This window comes from Bradyrhizobium zhengyangense, assembly GCF_022012435.1.
In the GTDB taxonomy this organism is placed as follows: domain Bacteria; phylum Pseudomonadota; class Alphaproteobacteria; order Rhizobiales; family Xanthobacteraceae; genus Bradyrhizobium; species Bradyrhizobium zhengyangense.
Window position 1 is genome coordinate 1,125,537 of record NZ_JAKLUA010000001.1, and the last position, 16,065, is coordinate 1,141,601.

11 protein-coding genes are annotated in these 16,065 nt (G+C 62.1%); 3 read left to right on the forward strand and 8 right to left on the reverse strand.

Annotated features, from left to right (window positions below; translation table 11 throughout):
* Nucleotides 1-3: 3 nt before the first annotated feature.
* The 5 genes from exbB to L6637_RS05550 all read right to left on the reverse strand — a co-directional run bounded on the left by exbB (nucleotide 4) and on the right by L6637_RS05550 (nucleotide 7,414).
* Nucleotides 4-1,008 carry a tonB-system energizer ExbB gene (gene exbB / locus L6637_RS05530; protein WP_237869518.1) on the reverse strand — a complete coding sequence of 335 codons (1,005 nt, stop codon included), beginning with the start codon at nucleotides 1,006-1,008 and terminating at the stop codon, nucleotides 4-6.
* The gene (locus L6637_RS05535; RefSeq protein ID WP_237869520.1) at nucleotides 1,005-1,694 is read right to left on the reverse strand and encodes a Fe2+-dependent dioxygenase; all 690 of its coding nucleotides are present in this window, start codon (nucleotides 1,692-1,694) and stop codon (nucleotides 1,005-1,007) included. The genes exbB and L6637_RS05535 overlap by 4 nt, the downstream gene beginning before the upstream one ends.
* Before the next feature lie 17 nt (nucleotides 1,695-1,711).
* Entirely contained in the window at nucleotides 1,712-4,270 is a 2,559-nt protein-coding gene (locus tag L6637_RS05540; RefSeq protein WP_237869522.1) for a TonB-dependent receptor, read from the reverse strand.
* 255 nt (nucleotides 4,271-4,525) lie between these two features.
* The gene (locus L6637_RS05545) at nucleotides 4,526-6,940 is read right to left on the reverse strand and encodes a TonB-dependent receptor (RefSeq protein ID WP_237870019.1); all 2,415 of its coding nucleotides are present in this window, start codon (nucleotides 6,938-6,940) and stop codon (nucleotides 4,526-4,528) included.
* A gap of 234 nt (nucleotides 6,941-7,174) precedes the next feature.
* Nucleotides 7,175-7,414: a hypothetical protein gene (locus L6637_RS05550; protein ID WP_237858601.1), complete on the reverse strand. Its 240-nt coding sequence runs from the start codon at nucleotides 7,412-7,414 to the stop codon at nucleotides 7,175-7,177.
* Between the two features lie 389 nt (nucleotides 7,415-7,803).
* Between L6637_RS05550 and L6637_RS05555 the strand changes: the two genes are divergently transcribed.
* From L6637_RS05555 to L6637_RS05565, 3 genes are all read left to right on the forward strand, one after another.
* The gene (locus L6637_RS05555) at nucleotides 7,804-8,979 is read left to right on the forward strand and encodes an efflux RND transporter periplasmic adaptor subunit (protein WP_237869524.1); all 1,176 of its coding nucleotides are present in this window, start codon (nucleotides 7,804-7,806) and stop codon (nucleotides 8,977-8,979) included.
* Nucleotides 8,976-12,113, forward strand: a complete 3,138-nt coding sequence (locus L6637_RS05560) for a multidrug efflux RND transporter permease subunit (protein WP_237869526.1) — start codon at nucleotides 8,976-8,978, stop codon at nucleotides 12,111-12,113. The genes L6637_RS05555 and L6637_RS05560 overlap by 4 nt, the downstream gene beginning before the upstream one ends.
* A gap of 64 nt (nucleotides 12,114-12,177) precedes the next feature.
* Complete coding sequence (locus tag L6637_RS05565; RefSeq protein ID WP_237869528.1) at nucleotides 12,178-12,747, forward strand: invasion associated locus B family protein; 570 nt, start codon at nucleotides 12,178-12,180, stop codon at nucleotides 12,745-12,747.
* 135 nt (nucleotides 12,748-12,882) lie between these two features.
* Here the strand turns inward: L6637_RS05565 and L6637_RS05570 are convergent, their stop codons facing one another.
* Genes L6637_RS05570 through L6637_RS05580 form a run of 3 tightly spaced genes read right to left on the reverse strand, consistent with a single transcriptional unit; the run spans nucleotide 12,883 to nucleotide 16,012 of the window.
* Nucleotides 12,883-13,842, reverse strand: coding sequence for an FkbM family methyltransferase (locus L6637_RS05570; RefSeq protein ID WP_237869530.1), 960 nt, complete (start codon nucleotides 13,840-13,842; stop codon nucleotides 12,883-12,885).
* Entirely contained in the window at nucleotides 13,806-15,812 is a 2,007-nt protein-coding gene (locus L6637_RS05575) for an O-linked N-acetylglucosamine transferase, SPINDLY family protein (protein WP_237869532.1), read from the reverse strand. Before L6637_RS05575 ends, L6637_RS05570 begins: the two co-directional genes overlap by 37 nt.
* A 59-nt stretch (nucleotides 15,813-15,871) precedes the next feature.
* Nucleotides 15,872-16,012 carry a hypothetical protein gene (locus tag L6637_RS05580; protein WP_237869534.1) on the reverse strand — a complete coding sequence of 47 codons (141 nt, stop codon included), beginning with the start codon at nucleotides 16,010-16,012 and terminating at the stop codon, nucleotides 15,872-15,874.
* Nucleotides 16,013-16,065 lie beyond the last annotated feature (53 nt).

Consider the following 16,065-nt stretch of genomic DNA (forward strand, 5'->3'; position numbering starts at 1 on the left):
GGCTTACTCCGCCGCGCGCGAATGCGCGCTGCCATGGCTGCGGTCGAGATCGCGCGACAACAGCCGCGCCGCAGCTCCCGAGGCCCGGCTGACGAGCTCGAGATAGCCCTTCGTCACGCGCGAGAAGTAATTGTAGATGATGACGGCGGGAATAGCGGCGACGAGACCGATGGCGGTCGCGAGCAGCGCCTCTGCGATGCCGGGGGCAACCACAGCAAGATTCGTCGTCTGCGACTTCGAGATGCCGATGAAACTGTTCATGATGCCCCACACGGTGCCGAACAGACCGACAAACGGCGACGTCGAACCGATGGTCGCAAGCACACCCATACCGACGCGGATGCGGCGCGCTTCCGCGCGCACGATCTCGGCGAAGCTCGAGGCTGCGCGCTCCTTGATGCCGATGTCGCTGGACAGGCCCGCCGACATCCGCGCCTCGCGCAGAGCGGCCGCCAGGAAGGACGACAGGATGCCCCGTTTGGTGCCGAGCGCCATCTGGGCTTCCGCAAGCGAGCGCACCTCTGCAATCTTCTTCAAAGCCGAACGAAGCTTCGCGGACGCAAACGACAGCTCGATCGACTTCGCGATGAAGACGGTCCAGGTCACGAGCGAGGCGAAGGCAAGTCCGATCATCACCGCCTTCACGATGACGTCCGCCGACATGAACATCACCCAGGGCGACAATTCCTTCATGGCCGGAGCGATGCCGGCCTTCGGCGCCGCCTCGGACGCCGGGGCCACAACAGCCTCGGTCGCGGGCGCGCTGGGCGTCACGGCCACGGGAGCCGCAGCCGCGGGGGCCGCGGCCGATGGCGCCGCAATCGCGGTTGGTTGCGCTGCGGCAGCGGGAGCCGCCGGCGCCGGCTGGGCGGCCACAGGTGCAGGCGCCGCGGGACGCGTCTGTGTCGGGGCTTGCGTTTGTGTCTGGGCAGAAACAGGCCCTGCAAGCCAGGTGGCCGTGAGCAGCACGGCTGCAGCGAGGCTTGCTTGGAAAGATGTGGTCTTCATACTTCGGCCCAGGTGCGAATGAGGTTGTGATAGATACCCGTCAATTTGACCGTTTCGGGATCGTCACGCCCGAGCCGTGCCACCAACGCCTGAATGGCGGTGTCGAGGTCAAAGATCATGCTGCGGGCTTGATCGTCCCGTATCATGCTCTGGAGCCAGAAGAAAGACGCAACCCGCGCCCCCCGGGTCACCGGTGTGACCAGATGCAGGCTGGTTGAGGGATAGAGCACGCAGTCCCCGGCTGGCAACTTGACTTCGTGCGAACCGTAGGTGTCCTCGATCACAAGTTCGCCACCCTCGTAATCCTCGGGCTCGCTGAGGAACAGCGTGACCGACAGATCCGTGCGGATGCGAAGACCGGTCAGGCGGTCGCCGCGGATGGCGTTGTCGACATGCAGGCCGAAATGGTGACCGCTGTCCGCCGCATAGCGGTTGAACAGCGGCGGGAAGATCTGGAGCGGGATTGCCGCTGCCAGAAATCGCGGGTTCGCCGTCAGCGCCGAGATGATGCGATGGCCGAGCTTGCGCGCGACCTCGCTATCCGGCGGCAATTGCTCATTGCGCTTGACCATTGCTGACTGCGCGCCCGCGGTGGAACGGCCGTCTTCCCATTCACTGGCGTCCATGATGCGGCGGAACTCCGCCACATCATCCTTGCTCAGGACGCCTTCTATGCATGTCAGCATGGCAGCTCATGTCTCCGTCAGTAGCGCGCCGAGATCACCACGTAAGCAGCGCGTCCGGGTGCTTCGAGCACGAAGGGCGCGGCGCTCTGGTACAGCGCGTCGTAGTAGCGCTTGTCGAAGATGTTGTTGACGAACAGCTTCAGGCGCCAGTTCTTGTTGATCTTGGCTTCCGCGAACGCATCGAACCGCCAGTAGCTTGGGATTGACGTGCCCTGATTGGCCGCGAGCAATGTGCCGCCATAGATCTTCGAGCGGTACACCGCCTGCCCGCCCAACTCCCAGGTGTCGTTGAGCTGGTACTTCGAGAGCAGGCTGAACGACTGGTGCGCGATGTTGGCGAGCGGCCGCCCGACGTTCGAGGCATAGAGTGTCGTATTGGCCGGCGGCGCGAGCGACTTCGTCACCTCCGACTGCATCAGCACGAGGCCTCCAAACACGCTCCACTTATCGGTGATCTTGCCGCCGACGCCGAGATCGATACCGCGGACGCGATAAGCCGCCCCCGCCGTGATGCAGGATACGGTGGTTGCCGGAGCCACCGGAGCATAGGTGCAGCCAAGCGCCGCGGCGGCGACGGTGCTTCCGACGTTCTGCGCCTCGCGCGCGTTCTCCTTGGTCGTCTGGAACAGTGCTGCGGTCAGAAGCAGGTGGCGATCGAACAACTCCCATTTGGTACCGAGCTCAATCGCCTTGTTCTTCTCGGGCCCAAAGATCTGGTTGTTGCCGCCGGCCAAATTCGGATTGATGCCGCCATAGGCGGTGCTGGTACCGTCGAACTCCGAGCCCACGGGGTTCGCCGAGGTCGCATAGGCCACATAGACGCTGCCGTTGGGCAGCGGCTTCAGCGTGAGGCCGAGGTTGTAGTCCGGAACCAGGAATTCCGCGCTCTGCTGCCCGAAAGCACCCGCCGCCGTGAAGGCCGACGTCTTGATGCTGTAATCGTCATAGCGGAAGCCGCCGTTGAGAATGAGGACGTCACGATAATTCGCGCTGTCCACGACGTAGCCGCTGATCGTTTCGATTCCAATCTTGGTCGGCCTGCCGGTCAAGCCTCCCGGTATCGGGAACGGATTGTCGGTGGCCTGCGGATAAAACACGCTGACCCCGGACGTCGATCCCGAACCGGTGAAAGGCGTTGTCCCCGTCGTGATCTCCGAGCCAAGTCCGGTGTAAGTGTCGATCGACGATCGCTCGTTGTCGTATTCGATGCCCGCAAGCAACGTGTGCTTGAAGCCGGCATAATCGTCGAACTTGTACGTGGCCTCGGTCTGGTTGGCGAACACGTCCGTGGCCTGGTACCGGCTCTGCGGGTTGGCGCTCAAAGTATAGGCCGTGAATGGAGCGCCTGCGGCCAGCGTCGGCGATTCCGGCAGTGTGCCGATGTAGTTCTGCGTCGAACGCGATTCCCGGATCTTGTTGGTGAGCAACAGATCGGGCGTGACCTGGACTTCGGCATTGATCGTGCCTATGTCCTGGCCGGTCCGGTAGAAGTCGCGGTTGACGAAGCCGTAGAAATTATTCCGGTTGACGCCGAAATCCGGGAAAGGACCGCCTGATGTCGACGACGTACTCGGTCGATAGTACGGCACACCGAAATCGGGAATGCCGGTCAGTTCGGTGTGAATGTAATTGCCTGATATCTTGATGGCGTCGGTCGGCTTCCAGGTCGTGGCGACGAAGGCGCCATCGCGATTGTCTTTGACCCGGTCCCGCCCCGCAACGTCGGCATCCTGGAACAAGCCACCGGCACGAACGGCGAGCGACGGATTGATCACCTGGTTGACGTCGAGCGTAACACGCTTGGTCTGGTCGGTGCCAAACGTCGTGTCCATGTTATAGAAGCTCTTCTCGGTCACGGCCTGCTTGGTGACGATGTTGATGGCGCCACCCGCCGTGCCGCGGCCCGCGAAGGACGACGCGGGACCGCGCAGGATCTCGACCTGCTCGGTGAAGAAGTTCTCACGCACGCTTACGCCGGAATCGCGCACGCCGTCGATGAAGACGTCGTTGCGGGCATCGAAGCCGCGGATAAAGAAGCGATCACCGAAGGCGTTGCCGCCCTCGCCAGTGCCGAGCGTCACGCCGGCCGTGCTCAGGATCGCCTGCTTCAGCGTTGTGGCGCCCTTGTCCTCGAGCACTTCCTTGCTGAGCACCGTGATCGACTTCGGCGTATCGACCAGCTTCTCCGGAAACTTGCCGCCGGCCTGGACGTGATCGACCTTGTAGGGCGCAGCGGGATCCGCATAGGGATTGCGGTCGGGCGACGGTGCGGCTGCATCGACGACCGGAGCCACTGCAGCCTGCTGACGTTGCGCGGCACGCCGCAACGCGTTGCGGGCGCGGACCTGATCAGGCGTCGGTTTTGCGGTGGTGGAGCGTGGCCGTTCCTTGGGTGCGTCGACGTTGACAGGCGGCAGACTTGTTTGCTGCGCTTGTGCTGCGCTCGATACGGAGGCGACTGCGATCAGGCTTGCAACGGTGGAAACAGTCCTGCCGGCCGCACCATCGAAATTGCCGACCAATGCTTGCCGTGCCGCGGTCGAACGCAACGACCGCGGAGCCCTTGCCATGCCCATCCTACGCCCCATTCCATTGCTGCAGTGTGTCGCACCGTGACAGTGCGACACACTGGTCGTATCGAGCGGGGCAGTGAGGGTCAACGCAGTCACGGCGAGAGCAATCTTGAATCCATCCAGATCAAAACGATTCTAAACTTGAGTTTGAAACCGTTCTAAACGCGAGTTTGTAAGCGTTCTAAACTGGAGCCGATGTTTGTCCTTGCGATGCACGGTCTCGTGCATCGCGATTATGGCGGGTTGACAAGGACCTCATCAGAACTTGGCCGTCGTGATGATGTAGAAGGCCCTCCCCGGCGCGACTGCGACGAACGGCACGGCGCTCCGGTAAAGCGTGTCGTAGTAGAGCTTGTTGGTCAGGTTCTGGGCGTAGAACTTCATGGTCCAGTTCTTGTCGATCTTCTTTTCGACGAACGCATCGAAGCGCCAATAGCTCGGCAGCTCGTTGCCGGTGTTGGCGGCGAACGTGCCGCCATAGACCTTCGAGCGGTATACCGCCTGCCCGCCGACTTCCCAGTCGCCGTCGAACTTGTACTTGGTCAGCATGCTGAACGACTGATGCGCGACGTTGGCGAGCTGAAGGCCGATGTTGGACGCAATGTTGCTCTGTGTGACCTTGGACTGCATCAGGACCAGGCCGCCGAAGACGCTCCAGCGATCGGTGATCTTGCCCTCGGCCTCGATGTCGATCCCTTGGATGCGGTAGGCCGCATTCGAGGTGAGCACGCCCGCCGCATTGGTCTCGCGCGCGTTGTCCTTCGTGGTCTGGAACAATGCGGCACTCACCAGCAGGTGACGATCAGCCAGCTCCCATTTGGTGCCGAGCTCGGCCGCCTTGTTGCGCTCGGGGCCGAGCAGGACGGCCGTGTTGGCGGGAACGCCGCCGTAATCGGTGCCGGTCGCGTCGAGCTCCGAGCCGAACGGATTGGCCGAGGTCGCATAGGCCGCGTAAAGGCTGCCGATCGACATCGGCTTGTAGACCAGGCCGACATTGTAGTTGACCAGATCGGAGTTCATTTTCAGATAGGCGGTGTTGGTCGACGAGCTCATGTTGTAGCCGTCGTAGCGAACGCCGCCGTTCAGGATGATGGTATCCTGCCAGTTCGCGGTGTCCATGGCGTAGACGCTGCTGGTGTTGACGCCATAGCGCGTCGGGTTGCCTGTCAGCGACGCCGACCCGAAGCCACCGAGATACGTGTACTGAGGTGAGTAGAGATTAACCCCCGAGATCGCCCCGTTGCTCGTGAAGGGCGAGCCGGCGAGCTCCGACGTCAGACCCGCGTAACGATCGATCGAGACATTCTCGTTGGTGTATTCGGCGCCGAACACTGCGGTATGCTTGACCCCGCCGGTGTCGAGCTTGAACGTGGCCTCGTTCTGGTTGGCCCACACGTCCGCTGTCTGGTAGCGACTCTGCGCGCTCGCCGTCGTGGTCCAGAGCAACGGATTGGGATTGGTCGTGATCGGATTCTGCGGCAGCGTTCCGATGTAATTGAGCAGCGAATGCTCGCCGCGCACCTTGCTGGTCAGCGTGATGGCTTCGTTGACCTTGTACTCGGCCGTTGCTGTGCCGAAATCCTGCCGCGCGGTCTGGAAGTCGCGGTTGAGGAAGCCGTACCAGTTGCCGCGCGGAATGCCGGCCGACGTCACCGGCAAATTGCCCTGCTTGTAAAAGGGCACGCCGAAATCCGGCAGGCCGCTGAGATCGGTGTGGACGTAGTTGGTCGTGATCTTGATGTCGTTGGTCGGGGTGTACTTGGTCGACAGGAAGGTGCCCCAGCGATCGTCGGTCACGTAATTGCGGCCGGCGACATTGGCGTCCTGGAACAGGCCACCGGTGCGCACCGAGAAGGTCGGATCGATGACCTGGTTGACGTCGAGCGTGACGCGCTTGGTCATGTCGGTGCCGAACTCGGTGTCCATCCGCTTGAAGTTGACGTCGCCGGCCTGCTTGGTGACGATGTTGATGGCGCCGCCGGCGGTGCCGCGTCCGGCATAGGACGATGCCGGCCCGCGCAATATCTCGATCTGCTCGGTGAAGAAGTTCTCGCGGATCGACACGGCGGGATCGCGGATGCCGTCGATGAAGACATCGTTGCGCGCGTCGAAGCCGCGGATGAAGAAGCGGTCGCCGAAAGCATTGCCGCCCTCGCCCGATCCCAGCGTCACGCCGGCGGTCGAGCGTCCGATCTCCTTCAGCGTGGTCGCGTTCTTGTCCTCGAGCACTTCCTTGCTGAGCACCGTGATCGTCTTCGGCGTGTTCAGCATCGGCTCGGGAAACTTGCCGGACGCCTGGACGTGGTCGACCTTGTAGGGCGCGGCCGGATCGGCGTAGGGATTTCGATCGAGCGCTCCGGCCGGGGCCGGCGCAACAGCAGCAGCCTGCTGCTGCGCCTGCTGGCGCTGCGCGGCGCGGCGAAGCGCGTTGCGCGCGCGGACCTGCTCGGGCGACGGCTTCGAGGCCGCCGGGCGCGGACGCTCGACCGGCGCATCGACATTCACCGGAGGCAGGCTTGATTGTTGCGCCTGCGCGCCGCTCGACACCGACGCCACCGCAATCAGGCCGGCAACGACTGATGCCGACTTGCCGGAATTGCCCTCGAGCTTCTCTTCAACTGAATTTCTTGCCGTGATCGCACGCAGCGATCGCGGAGCCATCACCAGCCCCATTCCAACGCACCCCATTCCAAACTCGCCGATGCGCAACATGCGCGACGAACGATAGGGTGGTGCTATCGACCGCAAAAAATCTGGTCAATGCAACGGGGCCCGAGACAGCACTTGAATAGGTCCAGATGAAAGCGATTCTAAAAAATCGATTTCGAAAAAGCTGAAGTGTCGCGCGACACATTGATGCAGCAGAACGCTGAGGCACTTGTCTTCGCGCATCATCTCGCGCAGGCGTCAGTCGCTGCTCGGCGGCTTCATGAGCGAGAACAATTCATCGACGGTGCGCTGCGCGGTTACACGCACGCGGTCGGTGTTGTCCATGCCGGCGATGTTGACGCCGCCAACGACGGCTTTGATCTCGTCGCGGAAGTCTGTGAGGAAGCGCAAGGGATCGCGCTGTTCATTGGCGACGCGCGCGATCAATCCCGTGATCAAGATCTGGCACGCGATCAGCTTGCCGTTCAATTCGTCCATTCCGCACTCCTGATATGGCGGCGCTGATATGAACGACGCTGGTTTTGGTGACAACCGAAACGCGGCCCCGGTGGTTTAGAACCGTTCTCGCGAAGGCAAATTCGCCTTCCCCGCACGGCGCGCTCACTCGCGCCCCCGTCGCAGGCCCACGCCGTCCGCGAGCATTTCCTGTCTCTCGCACGCTCCTCGTTCATCAGAGGAAAATGCAGCACTGCACACCGGCGCGTCACCCGTTTGCCTACGGGGTGCAAAGCTTTCCAATTGTTTAGGATTCTCAACTGATAGTGCTGTTTACACTGGAACTTGGCGTGTAATATACAAGCCTCGCTGGAACCCATTGATTGCCCCGCAATTCGTTGTTTTGGGCATACAAGCCGATACGCTCACAAATGAAAAAGTCACGGCCGATCCTGTGGATTGTCATCATCGCAGCCGTGGCCGGCGGCGGCTATTACGGCTGGCAGCGATATCGGGCCGCGGAGGCCGGAAAAGCCCAAACGGCTCAGAAGGGTGCGCCGCGCGCCCCTGCCGTGCCCGTCAGCATCACACCGGTCCAGAAGGCCGACTTCCCGGTCTACCTGACCGGCCTCGGCACCGTTCAGGGCTTCAACACCGTCCAAGTCCGGACCCGGGTGGACGGCCAGATCGACAAGATCGCCTTCACCGAGGGCCAAATGGTCAAGCAAGGCGATCTTCTGGTCGAGATCGACCCGCGCCCGTTCCAGGCCGCCCTCGACCAAGCCAAGGCCAAGAAGTCCCAGGACGAGGCCAACCTCGCCAACGCCAATCTCGACCTTCAGCGCTACACCAAACTCGGTGAATTCGCGACGCGGCAGCAGACCGATACGCAGCGCTCCACCGTTGCCCAGCTCACCGCCCAGATCGCCTCCGACGAAGCCGCGATCTCCAACGCCCAGACCCAGCTCGACTATACCCAGGTCAAGTCGCCGATCACCGGCGTCGCCGGCCTTCGCCAGGTCGACATCGGCAACATCGTCAACGCCTCGAGCCAGACCGGCGTCGTCACCATCGCGCAGGTCGAGCCGATCACGGTGATCTTCACCGCGCCGGAGGATCAGCTGCCCTATATCAGCGAGGGCCAGAAGTCCGGCGAGCTCAAGGTGATCGCGTTCACCACCGACGGCAAGAAAACGCTGGCCGAAGGCAAGCTTGCCGTCATCAACAACCAGGTCGATACGACCAGCGGGACTATCAGGCTCAAGGCGGTGTTCGACAACAAGGAGCACGCGCTGTGGCCGGGACAATCGGTGTCGACACGCCTGCTGGTACGAACGCTGAAGGACGCGACCATCGTCCCCGATGACGCGGTCCAGCATTCGACCAACGGCCTCTACGCCTACACTGTCAGCCAGGCCAACAAGGCCGAGGTCCGCAAGATCAAGGTCAGCTACTCCATCGACGGACGTTCGGTCGTCGATAAAGGATTGAGTCCTGGTCAGCAGGTGATTACCGGCGGACAGTACAAGGTTCAGCCCGGCAGCCTGGTCTCGACGACTGTCGCGAGTTCGGATCCGGTCCAGAAAAACAAGGTTCAGCAGGAATGACCGAAGGCGGGATTTCGGCACCTTTCATCCGTTATCCCATCGGCACATCGCTGCTGATGGCCGGCATTCTTTTTGTCGGTCTCGTCGCCTATCCGCTACTGCCAGTGGCGCCGCTGCCGCAGGTGGACTTCCCGACCATCCAGATCACGGCCAATCTGCCGGGCGGCAGCCCGGAGACGATGGCCTCATCGGTCGCCCAGCCGCTGGAGCGCCAGTTCGCCCAGATTCCCGGCATCGCGCAGATGACCTCGACGAGCTATCTGGGCACCGCCTCGATCACCATCCAGTTCGACCTCAATCGCAGCATCGACGGCGCCGCGAACGACGTGCAGGGCGCCATCAACGCCGCCGCCGGTCAACTGCCGAAAAACCTGCCCTCGCCGCCGACCTATCGCAAGGTCAATCCGGCGGACTCTCCAATCCTGCTTCTGTCCGCCACCTCCGAGACGCTGCCCCTGACCAGCGTCAGCGATGCGGTCGACGCGCAGCTTGCCCAGCAGATCAGTCAGATCTCCGGTGTCGCACAGGTCATCATCGGCGGTCAGCAGAAGCCGGCCATCCGGGTCCAGATCGATCCCGCCAAGCTCGTCGCCAAGGGCTTGTCACTGGAGGACGTGCGGACCCAGATAGCGATCACGACAGTCGATAGTCCCAAAGGCAATATCGACGGCGAGAAGCGCGCCTATACAATCTACGCCAACGATCAGCTGACGCAGTCGAAGGACTGGAACGACGTCATCATCGCCTATCGCAATGGCGGTCCGCTGCGCATCCGCGACATCGGCCAGGCTGTCACCGGCCCCGAGGACGCCAAACAGGCCGCCTGGGCGAATGGCAAACGCGGCGTCTTCCTGGTGGTGTTCAAGCAGCCCGGCGCGAACGTCATCGAAACCGTGGACAAGATCAAAGCGGCCTTGCCCCGCCTCGTTGCGGCGATCCCGCCGGCGATCAAGATCGAGCTGATGAGCGACCGAACCCAGACCATTCGGGCCGCGGTCGAGGACGTGCAGTACACTCTGCTTCTGACCATCTTCCTGGTGGTCATGGTCATCTTCATCTTCCTGCGCAGCTTCTGGGCGACGGTGATTCCGACGATCACGGTGCCTCTGGCGCTGCTCGGCGCCTGCTCCCTGATGTGGGTGTTCGGCTACACCCTGGATAATCTGTCCCTGATGGCGCTGACGATCGCTGTCGGCTTCGTGGTCGACGACGCCATCGTCATGCTCGAGAATATCTCCCGCTACGTCGAGGAAGGTGAAGCGCCGATGGCTGCCGCCTTCAGGGGCGCGAAGGAAATCGGTTTCACCATCGTTTCGATCAGTATCTCGCTGGTCGCGGTGCTGATCCCGCTGCTGCTGATGGGCGGCATCATCGGCCGTCTGTTCCGCGAGTTCGCCGTCGTGCTGGCGATGACCATCTTCGTCTCAATGATCGTCTCGCTGACACTCACTCCGATGATGGCGTCGCGCTTCCTGCGCGCCCATGGGGAGATCCAGCACGGCCGCTTCTATCAGTGGAGCGAACGCGCCTTTGACGCGATGCTGCGCGGTTATGAGCATATCCTCGACATCGCTTTGAGCTGGAAGCGCACGACGCTCGTCATTTTCTTCGCAACGCTTGCGCTGTCAGTCTATCTCTTCGTCTTGATCCCCAAGGGCTTCTTCCCGCAGCAGGACAACGGCCTGATCACCGCGACCTCAGAAGCCTCACAGGACATCTCCTTCTCGGCCATGAAGGAACGGCAAGAGGCGCTTGCCAAGATCATACAGGCAGATCCTGCCGTCGCCAGCGTCGCCATGGCCATCGGCGGCAGCGGAAGGGCCGGCAACAACGGCAATCTGTTCATCACCTTGAAACCCCGCGATCAGCGCGACGTTTCTGCGCAGCAGGTCATTGGACGACTCCGTCCGCAGTTCGAGAAGGTGCCGGGCGCGCGGCTTTACATGCAGGCGGCCCAGGACGTCCGGCTCGGCGGCCGGCCGACACGCACGCAGTTCGAGTTCACGCTGCAGGATGCCGATCTCTCCGAGCTGAACGAATGGGCGCCGAGAATTCTCGCCAAGATGCAGACGCTGCCGGAGCTGCGTGACGTCGCGACCGACCAGCAGACCCAAGGCACCACGGTCCAGCTCAAGATCAACCGTGACACCGCCTCGCGCTACGGTATCCAGCCGCAGCTGATCGACGACACCCTCTATGATGCCTTCGGCCAGCGGCAGGTTACGCAGTATTTCACCCAGCTCAACACCTACAAGGTGATCCTGGAAATCCTGCCGGAGATGCAAGGCAACCTGGATTCGCTGAACAAGCTCTATTTGAAATCGCCGCTGACCGGCGATCAGGTGCCGCTGTCGACCTTTGCGACCTGGACCACCGATCCGGTTCGTCCGCTTTCGATCAGCCACCAGGGCCAATTCCCGGCGATCACGATCAGCTTCAACCTCGCCCAGGGCGTTGCGCTCGGCCAGGCCACCCAGGCCGTTCAGAAGGCGATGGCCGATCTCGGCGCGCCGGCGACGCTGAATTCGAGCTTCCAGGGCACTGCGCAGGCGTTCCAGCAATCGCTCGGCACCGTGCCGCTGCTGATCCTCGCGGCGCTGGTCGTGGTCTATCTGATCCTCGGCATCCTCTACGAAAGTTACATTCATCCGATCACGATTCTGTCGACCCTGCCCTCGGCCGGCGTCGGGGCGCTCATGATCCTGATGGCGGCCGGCTTCGACTTCAGCCTCATTGCCTTGATCGGCATCATCCTGCTGATCGGCATCGTGAAGAAGAACGGCATCATGATGGTCGACTTCGCCATCGCAGCCGAGCGCGACGGGAAGACGCCGGAGGAATCGATCCGCCAAGCCGCGCTGCTGCGCTTCCGCCCGATCATGATGACGACGATGGCAGCGCTACTCGGCGGCGTGCCGCTGATGCTCGGCCACGGCACCGGCGCCGAGATCCGCCAGCCGCTTGGCTACGCCATGGTCGGCGGCCTCATCGTCAGCCAGGCGCTGACCCTTTTCACCACCCCGGTGGTCTATCTCTATCTCGACAAGTTCTCGAACCTGTTCAAGGGCAGCTCGACCGACGCGGAAGGGCACGAGACGTCGGCGCACGGCGCCGTCAAGGAAGCCGCCGAGTAAGCTTGCGTCGCGGCTTTCGCGACGCTACAGCCAAGCCCTCGCTTCACGCCAACGCGGTCACGCCATGCCCATACAATCCAGACTCGTCGCCCTTGCCGCCGCTGTCCTGTTGTCGAGCGGCGCCGCGTCTGCCCAGCAGGGCGCCAAGAAGAACGCGGCTCCCCCTGCCCCCGCGGCCCAGCCCACGCCCGCTCCGGCCCAGTCGCAAGCCGAGGGCACGCCGCCGCAGCCTGGCTGGATCGCACGCTGCACCAGCGCGAGCCGCGACGCCCCGCTCGAATGCGCGATCGAGCAGAACGCAGTGCTGACCAAGACCGGCCAGACCATCGTCCTGATCAACATCCGCATCGCGCCCGACACCCGCACGCCAGTTGCACTGCTGCAGCTGCCGCTCGGTCTCAATCTTCCGCTCGGCGCCAAGCTTCAGGTCGACGAAGGCAAGGCGATCGATCTGCAGATCCAGACCTGCGAGAACCGCGGCTGCTACGCCTCGACGCCGATCGCGCCCGACCTGCTTGCGAGCCTTCGCTCGGGCAAGCAGCTGAAGGTTTCCTTCCAGAACATGGCCAAGGAGACGATCGCGATCCCGATGCCGTTGAACGATTTCGCGGCGGCCTACGACAAGATCAAGTAATTTACGGTCGTCCTTCGAGACACCTGCTTGACTGCCACTGCTTCAGGCGAGGCGGTCAGCCGTTCAGCTCGCCCGCCGGCAACGGCATCGTGAAGCCGCGATTGTAACTTCTGATCCGGGCGCGACCAGCGCAGGTCAGCTTTGCGGAAGCTGGATCGACGCCATGTAATCGTGGATCGACTGATCAGGGATCGATTTGCGCGCGATCAGGTGGTGAATACAGTTCGCAGCAAGATCGAATGAGCGGTAGCAATGATGAGAGATCATTGCCAGATGCTTGAGTTGCTCCACGGTCATGTCGGCCGGCCGCATGAAGTTTCGCACATAGACGATATCGGCCTCCAGCAACTGGTTCATCGCCGCATAGGGATTGGATGGGTCGCTCAAGGGAGCGATCATACGCCGATTAATGGCCGTAAAGGCGTGAGGAACGAATCCCTGCTTGCGCAATTCGCCATCGATATCGCCGAATGTCGGCTGGTCCTTGTAGAGACAAAGAAACGAGACCTCCGTTTGAATGGCGACGGCCTGCTTCAGCTTCTGCCGCCCGCTTCCGAAGACAGCCAGCTCGGAGCCCTGAACGTCGATTTTGAGGAAATCCAGATCCCGGATTTCGGCAATATCGTCGAGCCGGCGGGTCTGGACCGGATGTTCGCTGACTACGGTGCCCCATTCGGAAAATTTGGCAAAATGCGACAGCACATTCTGATCCGGAAGCAGCAGGCTCGTCATTCCCGGGATTCGGCATAGACGCAGCTTGGCCTTATGCCCATTCCCAACGACATAGTGATAGTAGCTCTCGAGGTCGCTCTTGCGGGCATTGAGCTCTGCAAGCGCTTCGTCCTGCGGTTCAAAGCCAATGACGGTACAAAGCCTTCGTTGCAGCATCGCCTTGTAGGGCGGCTCGCCATCGATCGGATTGGCCCCGATATCAACGACCGAGGTCAGCCGTGCCGGCCGGATGAGATTGTTTAGATAGTCCGGTTCGTTGTCAGTCATGCGAAGCCCATGGAAGGAATGACATGAGGCTTCACACCAAGGCGACCTCATGATGAGATTTAGACGGCAAACGAGGCCGGCGCTTCGCCAGCGCAATGCCGGCGCCACATTTCATTGAAGGCCTTTTCGATGTGCCGCGTCATGCGGGCCGTATCGAACAGAGGCCAAGTGGTCCGCTGCGACGCCAGCTTGCCCTTCAGGGCGGCTCGAAGTTCGGAATCATGCGCGATCCGAAGCGCCAAGCTCTCATAGTCGTCCAGCGATTGCGTCACCAGTTCAGGCAGGCCGACAGCGTTCAGGATGCTGGCTGCAACGCGTCCCGCAAAGGCGGTGCCGAGGCAGGTCACAACCGGCAAGCCGGCCCAGAGAGCGTCGCTGGCCGCCGTATGGGCATTGTAGGGCAGCGTGTCCAGGTACAGATCGGCGAGCTGGTGGCGCGCCAAGTGCGCGTCGGCAGGCGCGTGTGGTGCAAACACGATCCTCTCTGCCGCGATGCCGCGCGCAACGGCCTCACGCTTCAGGTTCTCCTTCGCGATCGGGTCCCCATCGAGCAGCCAGAGGACGCTGCCGGCGGTCTTGGCAAGCAGCCTCATCCAGACATCGAACAGCACGGGCGTGATCTTGGACGTTCTGTTGAACGCACAGTAGACGAATGCATCGTCCGCCAGCCCGACCTCACTCCTGGCAGGTACATTTGCGAGCGATCGCCTCGCGTCGGTCGCCTGATAGCTGTCGGGGAGATAAATCACCTTCTCACTGTAATGCTTCTGCTCTGCTTCGGGGACGATGATCGGGTCGGCCATGACGTAGTCCATGTAGGGCGCGCCCATCGTGCCGGGGTAGCCGAGATAGTTGACCTGGATGGGAGCCGCCCGGTGCGCGAGGATCCTCGGCCGCGCACCGGCGGTGAAGCCTCCCAGATCGACGAGAACCTCGATGTCGAGCTGGCGTATCAGCTTGACCACGTCCTCGTCGGGAAGATGGCTGACGTCTTCGAAGCGCTCGAACGCTGCCTTCAGGCGGTCGCGCAACTCGCTCCGGTCGTCGGGTCCATAGGAAATGGCGCTGACCTCGAAGCGCTCGCGGTCGTGCTCCTCGATGACTCCGACCATCAAGTGCCCGATGGCGTGATTGCGAAAATCGGCAGACATGTACCCGATCCGCAGCCGCGAAACCGGCGACGGCGTTCTGGCTATCGCGGCACCCCGCTCCGGGGCGACCTTGGCGACAAACGTCTTCGCGCAGGTCAATTGGCGTGCGGGAGACGACGAGGCATGAAGGAATGTGAAGGGATCGACCGCCACGCCTGACTCGACGGCCTCGTCCAGGCCGGCCTGTTCACGCTCGAAACTGCGCCAGTCGGCGCGCTTCCGCCTGGAATCAACGAGCTTGCTCAACGCGAACGGGAAGGCCTTGTCCAGTGCGACGGTTCTTTCGAGCGCTGCGATCGCTTCGTCGTGTCGGCCCATTTGGCCAAGGACCTCGGACAAAGCGAAATGGTTCTGTGGATTCGACGGTGCGAGCGCCACGGCACGCTGGTAGCTGTCATGGGCTTCGTCGAGCTGACCGAGTTGCTGGAACGCGCTGCCCCGGTTTGCGAACGCCGCGCTCGATGGTGCGATCGCAATGGCGCGATCGAATTCCGCGATGGCCCCGTGAAGCTCCTGCCGTGCCATCAGGATCGCTCCGCGATTGAGATACGCATCGGCGAAATCAGGCGAAAGGGCAATCGCCTTCGCTAGCCAAGCGAGCGCGTCGTCCGTCTTGTTCAATGCACGCAGCACGTTGGCATAGTTGAAAAGAACGTCGGGATTGCCGCCATCAAGGCGAGCTGCCTTCTTGAGCAGCAGCTCGGCGTCCGCGAAATCACCCCGCTGAGCGCGCAACAGCCCCAGCATATGCAGCGCTACAGGATGCGTTTTGCTTCCCTTCAGGATGGTCGTATAGGCCCGCTCCGCCTCCAACAGATTGCCGGAACGGTGCGCTGCAATTGCCTGGTCCAGACCAGCCGACGGATGGAGTGAGATGGGAGCCGAGGCTCCCTTGTTGCGGCTTTGCTGCGCCATTTGATTGGATTCCGCACCCGACGACGGGTCGGTTTTCAGGTGAACTGGTGCAAAAAACTCTAGTCGCCTTTGCCGGAGAGAACAACGGCAGCGCCGTCGCGCTGCAAAGCACTAAAGACCGCGCGCGCGACATTGTCGATGCCACCAACTCGTTTGGCTTTTCGATACTTCGCGGCGAGGATGATCAAAGTGACAGGCAAAAAAATAGACCCCCAGCGAAACCGCTGGGGGTCTTTGTTATCGGCTCAGGAGT